The sequence below is a fragment of the Croceicoccus marinus genome, from assembly GCF_001661675.2.
In the GTDB taxonomy this organism is placed as follows: domain Bacteria; phylum Pseudomonadota; class Alphaproteobacteria; order Sphingomonadales; family Sphingomonadaceae; genus Croceicoccus; species Croceicoccus marinus.
In genome coordinates, this window is record NZ_CP019602.1 from 187318 (window position 1) to 204262 (window position 16945).

Genomic DNA, 16945 nt, shown 5'->3' on the forward strand with positions numbered 1-16945 from the left:
CCACGCGTCAAGCGCTCACGGCGTCGGGTATGTCAGGACAGGGTTTCGCGAAGGGCTGCATAACGCGCAGCCTGGGTCTTGCCACCGGCGATCCGGGGCAGGAAGCGGGATGCACGCGCGGTCGCGTTGTCGAGCCAGTGCTCGCTAGCCGCTATCAGCATCGCATCGCTCGTGCCGTCCCGCAGGTAGCCGGCAGCTATCCAGGCCAGCGCGGCAGTGGCGGCGATGTGCAGCATTGCTGTCGCCCCGCCTTCGGCACATTCCGGAGAGGCCGCGATTGTCCGGGCTGCTTGGTCGAGCACGTCGAGGCAGCTCTCCAGCCGGGCATCTCCGGTGCCGCGCGCCGTCGTCATGAAACTGTCGAAGCTCGACCGGTCATCGACCAGGCGACGTAGAACAAGGTCCTGCGCCTGCATTCCCGTGGTTCCTTCGAAGACGGTGAGGACGCGGGCATCGCGAAGAAACTGCTCTGCCGGCCATTCCGAGGTATAACCAGCTCCGCCCAGCACCTGGATCGCGCCGCTGGCGACATCGAACGCGGTCTCGCCGCCCGTGGTCTTTACAATCGGCAGCAGCCATGCCCCAAGCGCTTGGGCCTGCGTGTCGCCCTGCGAGGCGAGATCGTTGCAATTCGCCACCGCAAACAGCAATCCGCGCATCAGGATGGTCGGGGCCATAAGGTCGAGCAGCTGCAGCTGGACATCCGCATGACGCGCGATGGCCACCGGATCGGGAGATCCGCCCTGAAGCCGTTCTTCCGCATAGCGCATCGCCAGATCGGTCGCTCCACTGGCAATTCCGGTGCCCATTGCGCCCACGGCCATGCGCATGTTGGCGATCATCACGAACAACTGTGCCAGCCCGCGGCCTTCCTGCCCCAGCAGGATGCCCCGCGCCTGTTCGAAACCCAGTTCGCAGGTGGGAGAGCCATGCAACCCCAACTTCTCCTCGATCCGATGGACAGCAACTGCATTGCGGCTGCCGTCCGGCAGGATCAGGGGGACAAGGAACAGGCTGGGTCGCGACTTGCCCTCGGCATCGGTCGTGCGTGCCAGAACGACGTGGCCGATCTGTTCGGCAAGATCGTGATCGCCGAACGAGATCCACGCCTTGTTGCCCGTGACTAGCCAGCCCTCATCCTCCGCCCTGCTGGCGACAGTGCGGATACGGCGCAGGTCCGACCCCGCACCGGCTTCCGAAACGCATATGGTCGCGCCCCATTCACCGCTGACCAGACGGTTCAGCCAGCGGCTTTTCAGGTTGTCGTCCCCGAAGGCGCGGATCAGCCGGAAGGCCGAACGCTGAGGTACCGGAAGCATTCCGAATGCCGGGCAGGCCCGGTCGAACAGTTCCTGAGCCGCGAAGGCCAGGATCGCCGGCATGTCCTGGCCACCCAGGTCCTCTTCGGCCTCCAGCGTGGGCCAGCCGGCATCGACATATTGTTGCCATGCTTCACGGTGTGCGGCCGAAGTGACGACCCTCCCGGCCACCAGCGAGACGCCGTCGGCGTCCATTGTCCGGTTGAGGGGTTCCAGAACATCCGCAGCGAATTTCGCCGCCGCGCCAAGAATCGCCTCGCACATGTCCGGTGATGCCGCATCCCATGCGGCGCGGGCGGCGCGAACATCGGCAATCCGGTGCGACAGTTCGATCTGGCGTGCGACAGTGGCGAGATTGGCGGGTGGTAAGTTCGCGCGCATGGGGGGCGTCCTGTGCTGGGTTGCTTTGTCGGGCGGTCTGGGGCGAATCCGGTGGGGACTGGCGCTTGCCCTAATCGGGCGGGAGCAGCGCTTCCAGCCGGTCGGCGATGGCCTTGCCCATGGCCGAGCACGAAACGAGCGTCGTACCATCGACGTGAATCTCGGCCGTGCGCAGGCCTGCTGCCAGCACCTCGTCTATGGCCTGCTCGACCGTTGAGGCAAGATCGGGTCGGTCGAAGCTGTGCCGCAGCATGAGCGCGACGCACCTTATCATCGCGATCGGATTGGCCTTGTCCTGTCCCGCGATGTCGAGGGCACTGCCGTGGCCGGGTTCGTAATAGACCTGGCCGGTTTCGTTGAACACCACCGACGCAACAAGCCCGATCGATCCGGTCAGTGCCGATGCGACGTCCGAGAGAATATCGCCGAACAGGTTCGCCGTCAGGATCGTGTCGTAGCTGGCCGGGTCGGTTACAAGCTGCATGGCGGTGTTGTCGGCCAGCTGGTGGGTCAGCGCCACATCGGGATATTCCGCAGCGACCTCGGCCACGACACGTTGCCACAGGCGCGAGGTGGCCAGCACGTTGGACTTGTCGGCACTGACCAGGCGGCCCGACCGCGCGCGCGCCGTGCGAAAGCCGAGGTGGGCAATACGGCGCACTTCGCTTTCGGTGTAGCGCATCGTGTCGAACCCTTCGACCTCGCCCGGGAAGGGGCCGTCTTCGGCAATGCGCTGACCCTTGGGCTGGGCGGCGTATACGTCACCCGAAATCTCGCGAACGATCGCGAAGTCGGTGCTGCGGGCGCGTACTGGCCTGAGGGGCGACATCGCGAGTTGCGCGTCCGCAATGCGATATTCGCGCACGAGGCCATAGAGGTTCAGCAACTTGCGCAATGCGCCGATGGCGCTGTCGGGTCGCTTGGGGCCGAGGTGGTCGAGCGACGGGTCGCCGGCCGCTCCGAACAGAACCGCATCGGCATTGCGCGCCTCGGTCTCGGTTGCGGCAGGGAAGGGATTGCCCTCGTCCATCAGTGGACCGGTGCCGATCGCGCCTTCGACCAGTTCGGCCCGCACGCCGCAACGGCCTTGCACGATCGCGAAGATGCGCAGCGCCTCGGGCATGATCTCACGGCCTATGCCATCCCCGGCAAGCGCCAGCACGCGCATCAGCGGGCCATGGCCGCTTGTTGCTTCAGCTCATCGAACGAGACGAGTCGGCCCGCGATCGCGCTTGCCGCGACTGTAGCGGGGCTGCCCAGCCATACCTGACCGGGGCCGGACCGGCCGGGAAAGTTTCTGTTGATCGCACTGACGGTCACTTCCTCGTGCGAGCTTGAGGAACCCGGACCGCAGCCGGCGCACGCGCCGCACGATGGCATGAGCATTTCGGCGCCGACCCGTTCGAACACCGGAAGATAACCCTGTTCCTCGCAGTAGTCGCGGACCGCAAGAGTGCCGAATTGCAGGAACAGGGTGACACCCGCCTGTGCCTTCAGGCCATTGCGGTCGGCCCAGTCGAGAACCTTGAAGTATTCGTCGAAATCCTCGCGCTTGCCGCCGGTGCACGAACCGCCATACGCAATATCCACCGAAGGACGTTCGACAAGTTCGGACAGGGGGATCGCATTGCCGGGATCGCCCGGCGCCGCGACCACCGGCGAGATCAGCGAACAGTCGACCGTGACGATTTCGGAGAAGGGGGCGCCTTCATCGCTCTTCATCCATTCCTGCAGCGCGAAATCGACGCCGCGGCGCTCTTTAAGGAAGCGCACGGTTTCCGCGTCCGGCGCGACGATCCCGGTGAAACCGCCAAGCTCCGCGGTCATGTTGGTCAGCGTCGTACGTTCGTCCGTCGACATGGCGTCTACCGCTTCGCCGGCGAATTCGAACACTTTGCCAAGGCCGCTGCCGCGCTTCAGTTCGGGGCGTGCGGCAAGGTGGAGGACGATGTCCTTGCTCGCCACCCCTTCGGGCAATTTGCCATCCAGGCGAATCAGGATGCTGTCCGGAACCGTCAGGCGGCAATTGCCGGTCTTCAGGGCATAGGCCATGTCGCTCGAGCCAACCCCGAAAGCGAGTGCGCCCAGCGCCCCGCTATGTGTCGTGTGCGAATCCGTGCCGACAACGACTTCTCCCGGCATCGCGTAGCGTTCGATCATGATGGCATGGCAAATGCCCTCCGAACCTTCATGCGCGGGCAGGTAGCCATGGTTGGTGATGCCGTACTTGATCCCGAACGCCTGATGGCGCCGGGACATGCGCTCGACCCCGGGCAGCAGTCCGCCGTTGACGTGAACCGGGCTGCGATGCGCGAAGGTCAGGTGGTCTTCGAACAGGATGATGCGATCGGGATCAGACAGCGGTACCGGGTCGCCGAACTGATGATGAAGCAGGTTCGCGATCATACCGGTGTAGTATTCGTGGCTGAACCGCCAGTCCGTCCGCACGAACGAACCGGAGCCGGCGGGAAAGTCCTGGTCGGCGACGATCGCATGGCGTTGCAGGATCTTTTGCGTAAGTGTTCTGGGCGCTCCATCGGCCGGCCGGGTAGTCAGGGCGAATTCGCGGATCGCGTCTTCGTCGAGATTGAGCAGGCCGCCGGCACGCAGCAGGCGCGCGGCAAGGGCTTCGCGGCCCGCGACCAGTTCGTCGATCGCGATCGCTTCGCCCGCCGAGATCCGGTCGGCGAGAGACATGTCGGTGCTGGTGAAGATGCCCAGATTGTCGCAGTTCTGGCGGAAGATACGCTCGAAACTCTCGGCAATTATCAGCCTGACGCCGATCGTCTTGTGGGCCAGGGGCGAGTGTTCGCGCGAAGATCCCTTGCCGTAGCGTTTTCCGGCAACCATCACCGTGACCGGCGTGCCGCGAAAGGCGAGCTCGGGGATCGGCTGGGCATCGCCGGCCCGATAGGCGCTCAGCAGGCCGTCGCCAAAATCCTCGTAGCGGGCGCAAACTGCCTGCGAGGTCATCTCGTCGGTGGAGACGTCGTCGCGAAGGGGAATGGCATGGGCAAGCGTCAGACGTTGACCAGACAGCTGAGCCAGGATTTTGTTCTCGTCATCGCTCAGAAAGAAAATTTGCCCTTGAAAATCAATATTTTGCATAGCCATCCCTCGTTATTCGAGATGAAATAGCGCATGCACCATATTCTGAAAAATACAAAAGATGATTACGGAAGTTCTCTTATTTAGATAGCGACGCCTGATGACATCGCGTCACCCCGGATCCGAGACGATCGGCCAACGGCCGCTCTTCGTCTCCTTGCCGATCAGTTCGGTTACGATAGCGCTGACGGTGGCGGACAGTTTGGTGGCAGTACGGTTGCTGAGCCGGGCACAATCCAGCCGGCGGATCGGGGCTGGATCGACGATGGGACGCGCCACGACGCGGCCTTCGTTAGCCAGGTTGCGCACGGTGATGTAAGGGCAGATCACCACCGCAAGCCCCGCCTGGATCGCCTTGTGGACCCCGATCACCGAGTTGCATTCGAACATCTTGCTGGCGTTCATCGCCTGCTGCATCCGCAACTGGTTAGAGACGGAGCGCGCGGCATCGCCACGTTGCAGCACCATTTGCGGCAGACTCGTCGCTTCGGCCATCGAGATCGGGACGGGATCGGGCCCGACGAGACTGGGATGACCGACGCAGCACAGCGGCTCGTAGTGGACCATCGACAGTTGGACGCGCTCATCCTGCGCCGCATTGTACACGAAAACGAGGTCGAGATTGCCGCCGACGAGCTGGTCAAACAACTGGTTCGAGAAAGCCTCTTGCAACATCACGTCCGCTTTTGGCATCGCGTCCCGGATCCGCAGGAACAGATCGACCGCGATCGCGTCGACGATGGTGTAGGGCAGGCCGAGACGGAGCGAGCCGGTGATCTCGGAGGACAGTTGCTGCACGTCCTCGCTGGCCGATTCGATGCTTCGCAGGATGCTGCGTGCGTGTTCGTACAGCCTGGCTCCTTCCGGCGTGGGATCCATGCCGCGCGGCTGACGATCGAACAGTTTGACCTTCAGTTCGGACTCCAGGTTGGCTAGATGGTGGCTGATCGCGGATTGCGCCACGAAGCATTGCTGCGCCGCATGGCTCAGGTTCTTGCGCTCGAACACAGCGCAGAAATAGCGAAGCTGCTTGACGTCCATACACGCCCTGATCATTCGTTAAACGAGAATGATAACTTCTAATTAATATAATATCCAGAGCGAATAGGGCGCTTTAACGCCTCTCCCAACAGACTTCAAAAAAAGCCGGAACCGGGAGATTGGAATGCGCGAAGGCATTGATGATGGCGAGCGGATCCAGCGTCCGACGCGCTTTCGCTGGATGGTGCTGGGCCTGATCTTTCTGCTCTACTCGATCGCGGCCGCCGACAGGGCCAACATCGGAATCGTGCTGCCATCGCTCAGCGAGGAATTCGGTCTTTCGAAAACGCAGGCGGGCGCGCTGGCCAGCCTGTTCTTCATCGCATATGCCGCCGGACAAGTGCCTGCAGGATTCCTGATCAAACGCATGGGCGTGCGCAAGGTGCTGCCGATTTCCCTTATCCTGACGTCTGTGTTCACCGCGTGTCACGCGTTCGCAAACTCGGTGTTTGCGCTGAAATCGCTTCGGGTGCTGCTCGGCTTCTCCGAGGCTCCGATCGCGGCGGCATCGGTCACGTCAGTCAACAACTGGTTCCCGAAGAAGGAAAAAGGCACTGCGGCAGGCATATTCTTTGCCTCCACGAAGGCCGGGCCTGCGATTGTGCCCTTCATCGGCGGGATCATCATTGCCGTATCCAGCTGGCACTGGGTTTTTCTGGCGTTCGCCATTCCGGGTATCCTGCTGCCGTTCATCTGGTTGGCGCTGGTGCCCGACCGGCCGGGAGACAGCCGCCATGTGAACGCTGCGGAAGCCGAACTGATCGAATCCGACGATGCTTCATTGCGCGAAAACGGCGGCAGCACTCGCCCCGCGCGATCGTTCCCGGTTCTCGACAAGCTTATCCGCGCCCGCGAGTTCAAGGCAAGGACCGCCTCGAAAGAGGTTTTCAGGACCTGGAGCATCTGGGGCGCATCGTTGGGATACTTTCTGTTCGTGGGGATCATGAACGTGATCCTCGCCTGGTTGCCGACCTACCTCGCCGAGGAACGCGGTCTTTCGATTGTCAGTACCGGTCTTCTGGCTTCAATGCCTTTTGTCGGCGCGGTTATCGGGAATGTGGCCGGGGGCCTGATTTCGGACCGGGTTTTTGACGGCAGGAGAAAGCCCGTGATGATGTTCAGTTGCCTGATGACGACTGTCGTCATGATCTGGCTGATGGAAGCTCCCGAAAACCCTGTCGCCCTGGCGCTGGTCCTGTCGGTCACAGGTTTTCTCATTGCGATCGGATTTTCACAATATGCGATCTATACTGCGGGGCTGACCAGCAAGGCGATGTTCCCTATCGCGACTGGTATCCTGAACACGCTGGGCCAGCTTGGCGGCGCGGCGTTGCCTTTCGTCGCCGGAATGATCCTCGACGCTTCGACCTGGACGACCCTGTTCGCCCTGATGGCTTCGCTAGGTGTTGCCGCGTTCGTGATCCTGGCAACCATTACCGAACCGTTGAGGGCATAGCGTGGATGGTACGCTAAACGATGGAGTGGATGGCTCCCGCTCACCGGCTGAGGCAGACTGCCCCGGCTGAAGAGCGAGGAGGCGAACATGGGTGAGATTGTCACGATTGGGCCGGATATCGCGAAGTCGGTGTTCCAGGTGCATGGCGTAGATGCTGAAGGTCAGGTAGTTGTGACCCGGCAATTGAAGCGCGGACAGATGGTGAAGTTTTTCTAGGGGTTGCCTCCGGTTCTGATCGGGATCGAAGCTTGCGGTACGGCGCCAGTGCATTAATCGGACACAGATTCACGGTAGCACCGACGACATTTGGAAGGGTCAGCTGTCGGTCGGCAGTCGCGAAATTCACGACGTTGGCCCGCATGGCAGAGCGCCGCGTCGGTTTCCATGAGTGAACGTCGGTCGTGCGTTATGCTGATCTGCAGTGTATGTAAGACGATCGCTCAACGGACACTCCCGGCTCGCATGAGGTGGTCGCGGTAAATGAGCGTTCGTCGAGTCTCATTTGAATGGTGCTATATCATGACCTACACTTTGATCGGCTAAGCCCGATGTTTGACGGACAAACAGGATCTGGCGGCTCAGCGAGAAGCTGAGTAGCCCCTAGATTTCTGGACGCCTTCGATCCTAATTTTGAGGACAGGAGGCGACGATGGGGAAGCCCAATTTCAGTGATGAGTTCAAGCGTGATGCGGTGGCCCAGATCACCGAGCGCGGTTATCCGGTAGCCGAGGTGTCGCAGCGGCTCGGAGTCAGTCAGCACTCGCTGTATGCCTGGAAGCGGCAATTGGCCCGGCATGTGTCCGGCGATGCCAGCAAGGATGCCGAGATTCGCCAGTTGAAGCGCGAGTTGGCCCGGGTGACCGAGGAGCGCGACATCCTAAAAAACGTATGGCCCGCCCCGTCTGCAAGGGCAAAATGGATGGTGTAGCAGGTCTGCATCAACGTATCCGGTCTCAGGTCTGCTGACCTGGCCAAGATGGGTTCCGCGCGGCAGGAGCCTCATAAAGCCAACGGTGGCAAGCACCACATTTTTAACCAGGCTTTCCCGTCCGCCGGTTCGACCGTTATGCCATCTCTCTTACCTCCACAGACATGCTGAGCGGCCCGTCTACCGGACCGTCATTGCATCAAGCCAAGTTTGCTTGCGATCGGTATGCGTTGCCGCGCCGAAGGACTGCCCAGGCGACCCGCGCCAGTTTCGCCGCCAGTGCCACCACCACGACATTGGGATGCGCACGGACAAGCAGATTGCGGAGCCAGGCTCCCATAGCTGTTTGCTGCTCAGCAAAGTGCCGCATCGCCGCCCGCGCGCCGTGAATGAGCTGGGTTCGCAGGTAACGATTCCCGCGTTTGCTGATCCCGAGCATTTTGGTTTTGCCGCCGGTTGAGTGTTGACGCGGTGTAAGACCGAGCCAGGCAGCCAGATCGCGTGCTTTGGCGAAGGCGCTGGCATCGCCCACTGCGGCGACCAGTGCCGTGGCATTGATCACGCCAATGCCGGGAACTGTAAGTAGGCGCCGGGCCAGATCGTCTTCTCGCGTCATCGCAACCAATTCGTCGTCATAGGCACCGATCCTGCGATCAAGTTCTGCCCATTCGTCTCGCAGATCGTGAAGCAGGCACATCATTCTGGCACTGATCGGCGGATCACTTGCCAATAGTTCGCCAAGACGTTTGATCAGAGGACCACGCCGCTTTGGCAGAATGATGCCGCGCTCCAACAGCATCGCACGTAACTGGTTGGTCAGCCGGGTCCGCTCTGCAACCAACCTTGCGCGTGCGCGGTGCAGGATTTGCAGATCGAGCTGGGCTTCGTTTTTCGGCGTCACGAGACGCATCGTCGGGCGGGTCGCAGCTTCTGCGATGGCCTCGGCATCCCGATCATCGGTTTTCTGCGCTTTGACGTAAGGCTGAACATATTCCGGTGGCATCAACCGGATCGAGTGCCCGTGCGACTGGAATGTCCGGGCCAGAAAATGCGCGCCGCAGCATGCTTCCATCGCCACGATGCATGGCGGCAACTGCGATACGAACTTTATCAGTCCAGTACGCGTCTTGCGGCAGCGCATTACGACTGCACCGGCAGAATCGAGGCCCGCGACACTGCAACTGTTCTTCCCAAGATCCACTCCCAGAACCTCGATCGCTGGATTCGCCATTGGTCTTCTCCTCTTCCATTCCGTCGTCAAAATACGTTGAATGTTGAGGGGCGGGCCATCCCATAAAGCCACCGCGTATTTCGCTCGATGTCAATCGGCGTTCAATCGGGACCCCCTATCGGCGCGCAAAAGGGACCCCGTTAGCGTTGCATAGATCGATCGACGTTGGGCGCGGGTTTCGCGCTGCTGGCGGCGTAGGAAGGGCGTAGCCCGACCGGAGGCGTCAGCAGCGCGAAGGCGTTTTTCTGATCGGGTCAGCTGCGGTTTTTGAAGCGCCAGCTGTCGTTGCCGGTCTCGACGATGTCGCAATGGTGGGTGATGCGGTCGAGCAGCGCGGTGGTCATCTTCGGGTCGCCGAACACGGTGGGCCACTCGCCGAAGGCGAGGTTGGTGGTGATGATGACCGAGGTCTGCTCGTAGAGCTTGCTGATCAGGTGGAACAAGAGCTGCCCGCCGGATCGGGCGAACGGCAGATAACCCAGTTCATCGAGCACCACGAGATCGAGTCGGCTGAGCTGGGCGGCGATGGATCCGGCTTTGCCGATACGCGCCTCTTCCTCGAGCCGGGTGACGAGATCGACCGTGTTGAAGTAGCGCCCACGGGCACCGACACGCACGACGCTGGCGGTGATTGCGGTGGCCAGATGGGTCTTGCCCGTCCCTGTGCCGCCGATGAGCACGATGTTGCGGCGACCGGGCAGGAACGAACCTGCGTGCAGGGAACGCACCAGCCCTTCGTTGATAGGGGTGCCCTCGAACACGAAGGCATCGAGGTCCTTGATTACAGGCAGCTTGGCCGCGGTCATGCGGTAGCGGATCGAGGCAGCATGACGATGCGCTGCTTCTGCCCGCAGCAGGTCGGTCAGGATCTCGTTGGTCGTGCGCTTGCGCTGCAGCCCGGTGGTTACCGCCTCGTCGAAGGCTCCTGCCATGCCCTTGAGGCCGAGCGCGCGCATCGCCTCGATCATTTCATGCCGCTGCATTGAAGCCTCGCACCGTATCGTAGCGCGCGCAGTCCGCGATCGGCGGGTGACTGAGCTTGAGATCAACGACCACGTCCAGAGTGCGCTCGGATGGCGGGTCCCGGTATCGGGCCAGGATGTTGAGGATCACCTCGTCGCTGACGGCCCCGTTATCGAGCGCCTCCCGGATCGCGGCCTCGACCGCTTCCAGACCATCGGTCATTACGGCTGCCAGTACGCGCACGAAGCGGCGGTCGGCTTCGTCACCGCCGCCCAGCTTGCGCCGCAATCGCGCCAATGCCGGTGGCAGGTCCCAGCCCTGGAAGGGCGCCCCGTTCCGCAAAGCGCCGGGCTTGTTCGCCAGAACGGGCAGGTAATGCCAGGGATCATAGATCGTCCGGTCACGGCCGAAGTGCCGGGCATGCTCGGCGATTACCTCGTCGCCGAGGCGCACGACAATGCGGTCGGCATAGGCGCGGACCTGGACGGCCCGCCGCGCAGCCTTGGCCATGACTGAGTAGCGGTTGCGGTCGAAGCTGATCAGGCACGTGCCGGTCACGGCATGGGCGGTCTCGTGGAAGCCGTCGAAGGGCGCCAACATCGGCTGCAAGGCAGACCGTTCGAGGTCCAGCGCTTCGGCAACGGTCAGCTCCTTCTGCTCGGGATGCGCGTGCGTTGCGGCCCAGCGCAGGCACTCGGCCTCCAGCCACCCGTTGAGCTCCTCGATGCTGGCAAAGCGCAGGCGAGGCTGGAAGAACCGGCCCCGGATCGTCTGGACCTGATGTTCGACCTGACCCTTCTCCCATCCCGCCGCCGGCGAGCAAGCGGTCGGCTCGACCATGTAATGATCGGCCATGACCAGAAAGCGGCGGTTGAACACCCGCTCCTTGCCGACGAACACGGTGGTGACCGCGGTCTTCATGTTATCGTAGATGCCGCGCAGGGGAACGCCGCCAAAATAGGCAAAGCCCCGGGCATGGGCGTCGAACACCATCTCCTGCGTCTCGCGCGGATAGGCCCGGACGTAGACAGCCCGCGACGCACACAGCCGCATCTGCGCCACCTTCACTCGCATCGGCTTGCCCGCGATCTCCACATCCTCGTGGCTCCAGTCGAACTGGTAGGCCTCGCCGGGCTTGAACATGAGCGGGATGAACGCGGGCGCCCCATCACCCGCATCCTTGCGCCTCGCTTCCGTCCAGCGCCGGGCGTAGCGCCGGACCGCGTCGTAGGATCCCTCGAACCCCTCACGGCACAGCAGATCATGGATCCGGGTCATGCGCAGCCGATCACGCCGGTGCCGGGCCTCGTTCTCCGCCAGCAGCGTGTCGAGCCGCTCCTGAAACGGCCCAAGCCGGGGCAGCGGTTGAACCGTGCGGCGATAATCGAATGCGCCTTCTGGTGCCCGGATCGCCTTGCGCACCACCTTGCGGGATAACCGCAGATCGCGCGCAATCGCCTTGATCGCCTTCCCGCTCGCGTGTTCCCGCCTAATCCGAACGACCGTCTCCACCACCAACATCCCGATCTCACCACCTGGAAAACCAGGCGGTCAACTACACCATCAGAATGAAGGGTCCCTTTTAGACGCCGATCACCCCGCTAACGGGGTCCCTTTTGCACGCCGATCCACAGCGCAGGGCTGCATCGGCGGGACCCAGGCCAACCTGGCTGGTCAGACGCTTCCGCTTTCACCGAAGTGGAAGTTCAACACCGGCATTGATTACAATACGCCGTTGAACGATGACATGAATGTCACCGCAGGCGTGTTCTATCGCTATCAGAGCGCTGTGCAGTTCGATATCCTCGGCAACCCCAAGACCCGGCAGGATGGCTATGGTGTGGTCAACCTGCGCGTCGGGCTGGAAGCGTCGGATTATGCATCGCGGGGCTGGTCGGTCGAACTGTTCGTCAACAACCTGCTCGACAAGAACTATTACAGCTATCTTTTCGACCGGTCGAACCGCTTTACTTACCCCGATGGCAGCGATCGCACCGCGCTGGTTGCACGCTATGATCGCACCAGCTTCCGCTATGCCGGTATTCGCGGCACTCTTGAATTCTAGGATCCCTCGCAGCGTCCCTGCAGTTGTTCGTCAACTGCAGGGACGTTTCTGCCGCTACTCTATCGAAAATTTGACCGAACACTTGCCGAAGCCATTCCGGGATGGCTTTCGGTGCCGGGCGACCAGGTGCAAATCGGTCGGATTTTTCTCCCAGTTGCGCCCAATGCACGGACGTCAAACGGAGGATTCACCCTATCCGGGTAGGTCGCCCGACCAACCAAGCTCACGACTTAGGGCGAGGCAGAGTTCGGCCATTTCAGGAACCCCGTCCAGAATGCCGTGCAAGGTGGGACGACTGGGTTGAAGTACGGTCGCGGTAAGGGGAATCCGGCCCTGCAGGTCGAAGATTGGATAGGCCGTGGCGCGCAGCCCCGGCACCATGTCGCCTTCCACGCAGCCGAAGCCCCGTGACCTTACAGCCGTGCGGATGCCGGAAATCGAAGCATCGTCGAGGCTTGCTTCGCGCTTTTCCTGCTTCAGCAACCCTTCGGTTTCCTCCTCGGGCATGAACGCAAGGAACACCTGCCCGGTGGCGGAGCCCGTCAGCGGAAGAACGGTGCCAACATTGAAGGAAGTGAGCACAGGGGGGCGCCCCATGATCCATCGGACGATGGTCGGCCCCAAGGGGCCCAGCGCGGCCATCTGCACCGTCAGTCCCGTCTCTCTTGAAAATTCCCTGACGGCTTCGTCAGCCATCTTGAACGCATCGGCCCGTGCGAGCGTGGCAAGTCCGAGGCTGAGGGCCGCAGGCCCAAGATCATACCGCCCCGATTTCGGATCCTGCTGCGCCATGCCTTCCACCAGCAGGCTCTGCAGATAGCGATGAACCTGCGGCGAAGCCATGCCGCATGCCTGCGCGATCGCTCCCAATGGCGCCGAAGTGCCCAAACCGGCCATCGTCTTGAGAATCCTGAGGCCGATCTCAACCGATTGTATGCCGCGCCTGCGCCCCTCCAGCCCTGCAATATCCTTGGCCAAATTCGTGCTGCCCCAATCCGAATGCTAAAAAAACTGCTGCTTTTTCCGCCACCGATCAGTGTCCGTCAAGCTGACCTTCGGAACACGGCCTGAGCAAGATTTACTCCAGAAATCGACAAGGGAGGAGCGGACAGGTCATGTCCGTGGATCTGCGCCCGTGGCTCGTCGCATCAATGCGATGATCGCCGGCGACCAGCCTGCGCCGGACAGAAACGCAGATGTGCCGAACCGTCCCGCCCGAAAGGAGGTGCACTGGGAAAACAGGGAGTGCATGGCCATGCCCTGCACTCCTCCGTCATGCAAATTTGCCGGTCGTCACTCCGCGTCAGGCTGCACTTCAGGGCGCGAGGAGGCGAACGCATCGAGCGTCAGGCAGTTTGCTTCGATCGCGGCAAGGCGGGGCCAGAGCGCGGCATAATCCACGCCGAAACGACGCGCATTCACCAACTGCGGGACAAGGCAGATATCGGCCAGCGTAACCGTATCGCCATGGCTGAACCGACCCGAGCTTTCCGCGCAAAGCGCATCAAAGGCGGCAAGGCCTTCCCTGATCGTCGATGCGGCCCATTCGTTCATCGCCTGCGTCCCGTCCTGCTTGCCGCCGGCCTCGGCCAGATCGCGCACGCGGAACAGGATCTTGAGGTTCTGCACCGGATGGACATCGCAGGCGATCACCTGAGACAAGGCGCGAACGCGCGCCTTGTCATAGGGATCAGCGGGAAGAATCGACGGATCGGGATGAATCTCCTCCAGATACTCGCAGATTGCGAGTGACTGGGTTAACACCCTCCCATCGTCGCATTCCAGCGTAGGCACGAGACCTTGGGGGTTCATGCCGAGATATTCGGATGTGCGCGTCTCGCCCTTGCGCAGCACGTAATAGCAATTGTCGTGCGCGATGCCCTTGAGCGCAAGGGTCACGCGCACGCGGTAGCTTGCCGTGCTGCGAAAGAAGCCGTGGAGCTTCATGCCCTGTCCGGACCGGCTTTGGGGCCGATGGTCACAACGCAATCTTCCAGACCTTCGATACTGACCACGATCACATCGCCCGGGACAACCGCGCCCACACCTGCCGGAGTGCCCGTGTAAATCAGATCGCCGGGCTCGAGCGTGTAGTATTTCGACACCCAGTGGATCACCTCGGGCACGCTCCAGATGAGCTCGGCAAGGTCGGCATCCTGCTTGATTTCTTCGTTCACCGTCAAAGCGATACGGCCTTTTCCGGCATCGGGGAAACCCTCGATCGGGGTGATCAGGCCCAGGGGCGAGGACTGCGCGACATTCTTGCCGGTATCCCACGGGCGGCCTTTCTCGCGCGCGTCCAGCTGCAAATCGCGGCGCGTCATGTCCAGACCCGTCGCATAGCCGAACACGTGATCCATCGCCTCTTGCTCGCTTATCGCAAAGCCGCTCTTGCCGATCGCCAGCACCAGCTCGGCCTCGAAATGGAAATTGTTCGTTTCGGGCGGATAGGAAATTGTCGTACCGCTGGGAACAACAGTCTCGGCCCATTTGGTGAAGAAGAAGGGCGGCTCGCGATCGGGGTCGCGACCCATTTCGCGGGCGTGGGCGGCATAGTTGCGGCCGATGCAAAACACGCGGCGTACAGGGAAGTCCCGGCCGTCGGTCGTCTTTGCAAAGACAGTCGGTGCGGGTTCGAAAATAGCGGTCACGAGCACAACTCCTTAAAAAGCCCGAGTTTCTGTTGTGCGACCTGATCGGAAAATCCGAACAATACCAGGTCGCTTTTCGCCTGCAGGCGCAGTTCATTCCACGACGGCACGACAAAGGTGTCGCGTTCGCCGAGGTTGAATTCACGTTCGCCGACAACCGCGGTGCCATTGCCTTCCACCACGACGAAGACCGTTCCGTCGGTTGAGCGCCTGGCACGGGTCTCAAAGCCCGCAGGCAGGAAACGGACATGGGCGGAGATCGTGTTCATGATCGCCCCGCCATCGGCCGGATTGATGAATTCCAACGCATGACCGATGTGAGGATCTATCGCCGCGTGACCCGCCATCGCGTCGAGAGCGGGGCGCCACACACTGTGGGGGTAATGAAACAGCGGCTGGTCCTTGGGGCGATAATCCGCCGAATGGCCACCCATGGGGCGCATGTTATGGCCATAGGTCGCGATGCTGGCGCCCGGAGCCGCAGTTTCAGGATGCACCTTCTCGTCAAGATGCTCTGCGAAAGTGGCGTCGAACAGGCGCACCGTCGGAATATCGAGCCCGTCGAGCCAGATCATCGGCTCGCCGCTGGGATTGCCGTGATCGTGCCATTCCCAGCTGGGCGTCAGCACGAGATCGAAGGGGTGCATAATCGCCTTCTCGCCATTGACCGCCGTAAAGGCTCCCGACCCTTCCATCACGAAGCGCAGGGCGGACTGCGAATGGCGATGGGCGGGCGCGATCTCTCCGGGCAATATAAGCTGCAGCCCGGCGTAGACGCTGGGCGTGATTGCTGACATGCCTGCGAGCCCCGGGTTTTCCAGGATCAGCACGCGGCGCTCGGCCTTTTCGGCACTGATCAGGTCGCCTGCGCGAAGGAGAAACTTCCGTGCCTCATCGAACGACCAGAAGTGGGTAACGGCAGGCGAACTTGGCACCGGCTTCACTAGTTGTGCCATCGTCTCCCAAAGCGGGGTCAAGTTATGAGGCGCCATTTCCGCGTAAAGGTCGGCCAATTGTCGGCTTTGACTGTTTGCCAGGGTCATTTTGATCCTCAACCTTGATGTCCGCCCTGATTTAGCAATGGATAATTAATTTCGCAATGGGCAATCGCGGTGTCGTGTCCGCGATGATCTCGCCCCTGCTTCCGCGCAGGCTGATGGTGGGGTGAAAAAGGAAGTCCGAATGTTGGCCCGTACATTGCGCGGCTGAAACCCGGAAGGCATTCACGCGCTCGGTCAATCGGCGCTCGAACGGGGCCAGGATCGGCGTTAAAAAAGCGGGGCAGGGATTTGATGCGCGCGTACACCGTTGCGGGACGGCGTAGGGAGCCTTGATTCCAGGCAATCGGTGGCACGCCAATGCCGAACGTCCTTGGCGCTGAAACCTTGCCAGCGTTCCGTTCAGTGGAAATCCCGGGTCAACTCTCAGTGGAAATCAACACCTTTGGCTCATCTCGGCAGGTCTCCAGACTTCCATTCAAGATTGTGCGGCATAGGGCAGGATGGTGCCTTCCCGCGAAGAATGCTCCTACGACACCTCATCCTGAAAAGCCCGCGGATTGCAGATTCGACCAAACGAAATTGTCCCGTCGCACAGTCAGGGCAGCCCGCCGCAAAGATCCCTTTTTGGGGGTATCGATGGGGGTATTCTGCGCGTCGATTGCAAGGAAATCGATGCGCAGCAGATAGTTAGGGGCTGGCGAAAGATCCCTCCTCCGCTACCACTGATCTGTCCGAATATGGCTGCTAACTGCCGATGTAGTGCAGGCTTGTGGTGGACAAGATTTGCACCAGTTCACCGTC

At 61.7% G+C, this 16945-nt stretch carries 13 protein-coding genes and 2 pseudogenes; 4 read left to right on the forward strand and 11 right to left on the reverse strand.

From position 1 onward, the window contains the following. Window positions 1–32: 32 nt before the first annotated feature. From A9D14_RS00995 to A9D14_RS01010, 4 genes are all read right to left on the reverse strand, one after another. Window positions 33–1700, reverse strand: coding sequence for an acyl-CoA dehydrogenase family protein (locus A9D14_RS00995; RefSeq protein WP_066842201.1), 1668 nt, complete (start codon window positions 1698–1700; stop codon window positions 33–35). A 70-nt stretch (window positions 1701–1770) separates the two neighbouring features. Continuing rightward, window positions 1771–2868, reverse strand: coding sequence for a 3-isopropylmalate dehydrogenase (gene leuB, locus A9D14_RS01000; RefSeq protein WP_066842203.1), 1098 nt, complete (start codon window positions 2866–2868; stop codon window positions 1771–1773). After that, window positions 2868–4808, reverse strand: coding sequence for an aconitase family protein (locus tag A9D14_RS01005; protein ID WP_066842205.1), 1941 nt, complete (start codon window positions 4806–4808; stop codon window positions 2868–2870). The genes leuB and A9D14_RS01005 overlap by 1 nt, the downstream gene beginning before the upstream one ends. 111 nt (window positions 4809–4919) lie before the next feature. Next, on the reverse strand, window positions 4920–5849 hold the full coding sequence (locus tag A9D14_RS01010; RefSeq protein WP_066842207.1) for a LysR family transcriptional regulator: 930 nt from the start codon (window positions 5847–5849) through the stop codon (window positions 4920–4922). Between the two features lie 124 nt (window positions 5850–5973). On the opposite strand from A9D14_RS01010, the gene A9D14_RS01015 reads away from it, so the two are divergent. The 3 genes and pseudogenes from A9D14_RS01015 to A9D14_RS01020 form a co-directional block, all read left to right on the forward strand. Beyond that, window positions 5974–7305 carry an MFS transporter gene (locus tag A9D14_RS01015; protein ID WP_066842208.1) on the forward strand — a complete coding sequence of 444 codons (1332 nt, stop codon included), beginning with the start codon at window positions 5974–5976 and terminating at the stop codon, window positions 7303–7305. Between the two features lie 87 nt (window positions 7306–7392). Further along, a pseudogene (locus tag A9D14_RS19250) lies at window positions 7393–7518 on the forward strand (IS110 family transposase); the annotation flags it as partial. 436 nt (window positions 7519–7954) lie between these two features. Beyond that, a pseudogene (locus A9D14_RS01020) lies at window positions 7955–8188 on the forward strand (transposase); the annotation flags it as partial. 244 nt (window positions 8189–8432) lie between these two features. On the opposite strand, the gene A9D14_RS01025 reads toward A9D14_RS01020, so the two are convergent. From A9D14_RS01025 to istA, 3 genes are all read right to left on the reverse strand, one after another. Continuing rightward, the gene (locus A9D14_RS01025; protein WP_066842211.1) at window positions 8433–9464 is read right to left on the reverse strand and encodes an IS110 family RNA-guided transposase; all 1032 of its coding nucleotides are present in this window, start codon (window positions 9462–9464) and stop codon (window positions 8433–8435) included. 254 nt (window positions 9465–9718) lie between these two features. After that, on the reverse strand, window positions 9719–10447 hold the full coding sequence (gene istB, locus A9D14_RS01030; protein ID WP_066842213.1) for an IS21-like element helper ATPase IstB: 729 nt from the start codon (window positions 10445–10447) through the stop codon (window positions 9719–9721). Then, window positions 10434–11948, reverse strand: a complete 1515-nt coding sequence (gene istA / locus A9D14_RS01035; RefSeq protein ID WP_066842215.1) for an IS21 family transposase — start codon at window positions 11946–11948, stop codon at window positions 10434–10436. The genes istB and istA overlap by 14 nt, the downstream gene beginning before the upstream one ends. On the opposite strand from istA, the gene A9D14_RS01040 reads away from it, so the two are divergent. Further along, the gene (locus A9D14_RS01040) at window positions 11887–12492 is read left to right on the forward strand and encodes a TonB-dependent receptor domain-containing protein (protein WP_157668090.1); all 606 of its coding nucleotides are present in this window, start codon (window positions 11887–11889) and stop codon (window positions 12490–12492) included. The two genes, istA and A9D14_RS01040, sit on opposite strands and share 62 nt — an antisense overlap. Window positions 12493–12684: 192 nt before the next feature. Here the strand turns inward: A9D14_RS01040 and A9D14_RS01045 are convergent, their stop codons facing one another. The 4 genes from A9D14_RS01045 to gtdA all read right to left on the reverse strand — a co-directional run bounded on the left by A9D14_RS01045 (window position 12685) and on the right by gtdA (window position 16186). Then, window positions 12685–13470, reverse strand: coding sequence for an IclR family transcriptional regulator (locus A9D14_RS01045; protein WP_066842219.1), 786 nt, complete (start codon window positions 13468–13470; stop codon window positions 12685–12687). A gap of 315 nt (window positions 13471–13785) precedes the next feature. Beyond that, entirely contained in the window at window positions 13786–14439 is a 654-nt protein-coding gene (maiA, locus tag A9D14_RS01050) for a maleylacetoacetate isomerase (protein ID WP_066842221.1), read from the reverse strand. Beyond that, window positions 14436–15143, reverse strand: a complete 708-nt coding sequence (locus A9D14_RS01055; protein ID WP_066847836.1) for a fumarylacetoacetate hydrolase family protein — start codon at window positions 15141–15143, stop codon at window positions 14436–14438. Before A9D14_RS01055 ends, maiA begins: the two co-directional genes overlap by 4 nt. Beyond that, entirely contained in the window at window positions 15140–16186 is a 1047-nt protein-coding gene (gene gtdA / locus A9D14_RS01060) for a gentisate 1,2-dioxygenase (RefSeq protein ID WP_066842223.1), read from the reverse strand. Before gtdA ends, A9D14_RS01055 begins: the two co-directional genes overlap by 4 nt. Window positions 16187–16945 lie beyond the last annotated feature (759 nt).

Coding starts and splice junctions, on each gene's coding strand:
- A9D14_RS00995 (WP_066842201.1), bottom strand. CDS start 1,700: ATGCGCGCGAACTTACCACCCGCCAATCTCGCCACTGTCGCACGCCAG.
- leuB (WP_066842203.1), bottom strand. CDS start 2,868: ATGCGCGTGCTGGCGCTTGCCGGGGATGGCATAGGCCGTGAGATCATG.
- A9D14_RS01005 (WP_066842205.1), bottom strand. CDS start 4,808: ATGCAAAATATTGATTTTCAAGGGCAAATTTTCTTTCTGAGCGATGAC.
- A9D14_RS01010 (WP_066842207.1), bottom strand. CDS start 5,849: ATGGACGTCAAGCAGCTTCGCTATTTCTGCGCTGTGTTCGAGCGCAAG.
- A9D14_RS01015 (WP_066842208.1), top strand. CDS start 5,974: ATGCGCGAAGGCATTGATGATGGCGAGCGGATCCAGCGTCCGACGCGC.
- A9D14_RS01025 (WP_066842211.1), bottom strand. CDS start 9,464: ATGGCGAATCCAGCGATCGAGGTTCTGGGAGTGGATCTTGGGAAGAAC.
- istB (WP_066842213.1), bottom strand. CDS start 10,447: ATGCAGCGGCATGAAATGATCGAGGCGATGCGCGCGCTCGGCCTCAAG.
- istA (WP_066842215.1), bottom strand. CDS start 11,948: ATGTTGGTGGTGGAGACGGTCGTTCGGATTAGGCGGGAACACGCGAGC.
- maiA (WP_066842221.1), bottom strand. CDS start 14,439: ATGAAGCTCCACGGCTTCTTTCGCAGCACGGCAAGCTACCGCGTGCGC.
- gtdA (WP_066842223.1), bottom strand. CDS start 16,186: ATGACCCTGGCAAACAGTCAAAGCCGACAATTGGCCGACCTTTACGCG.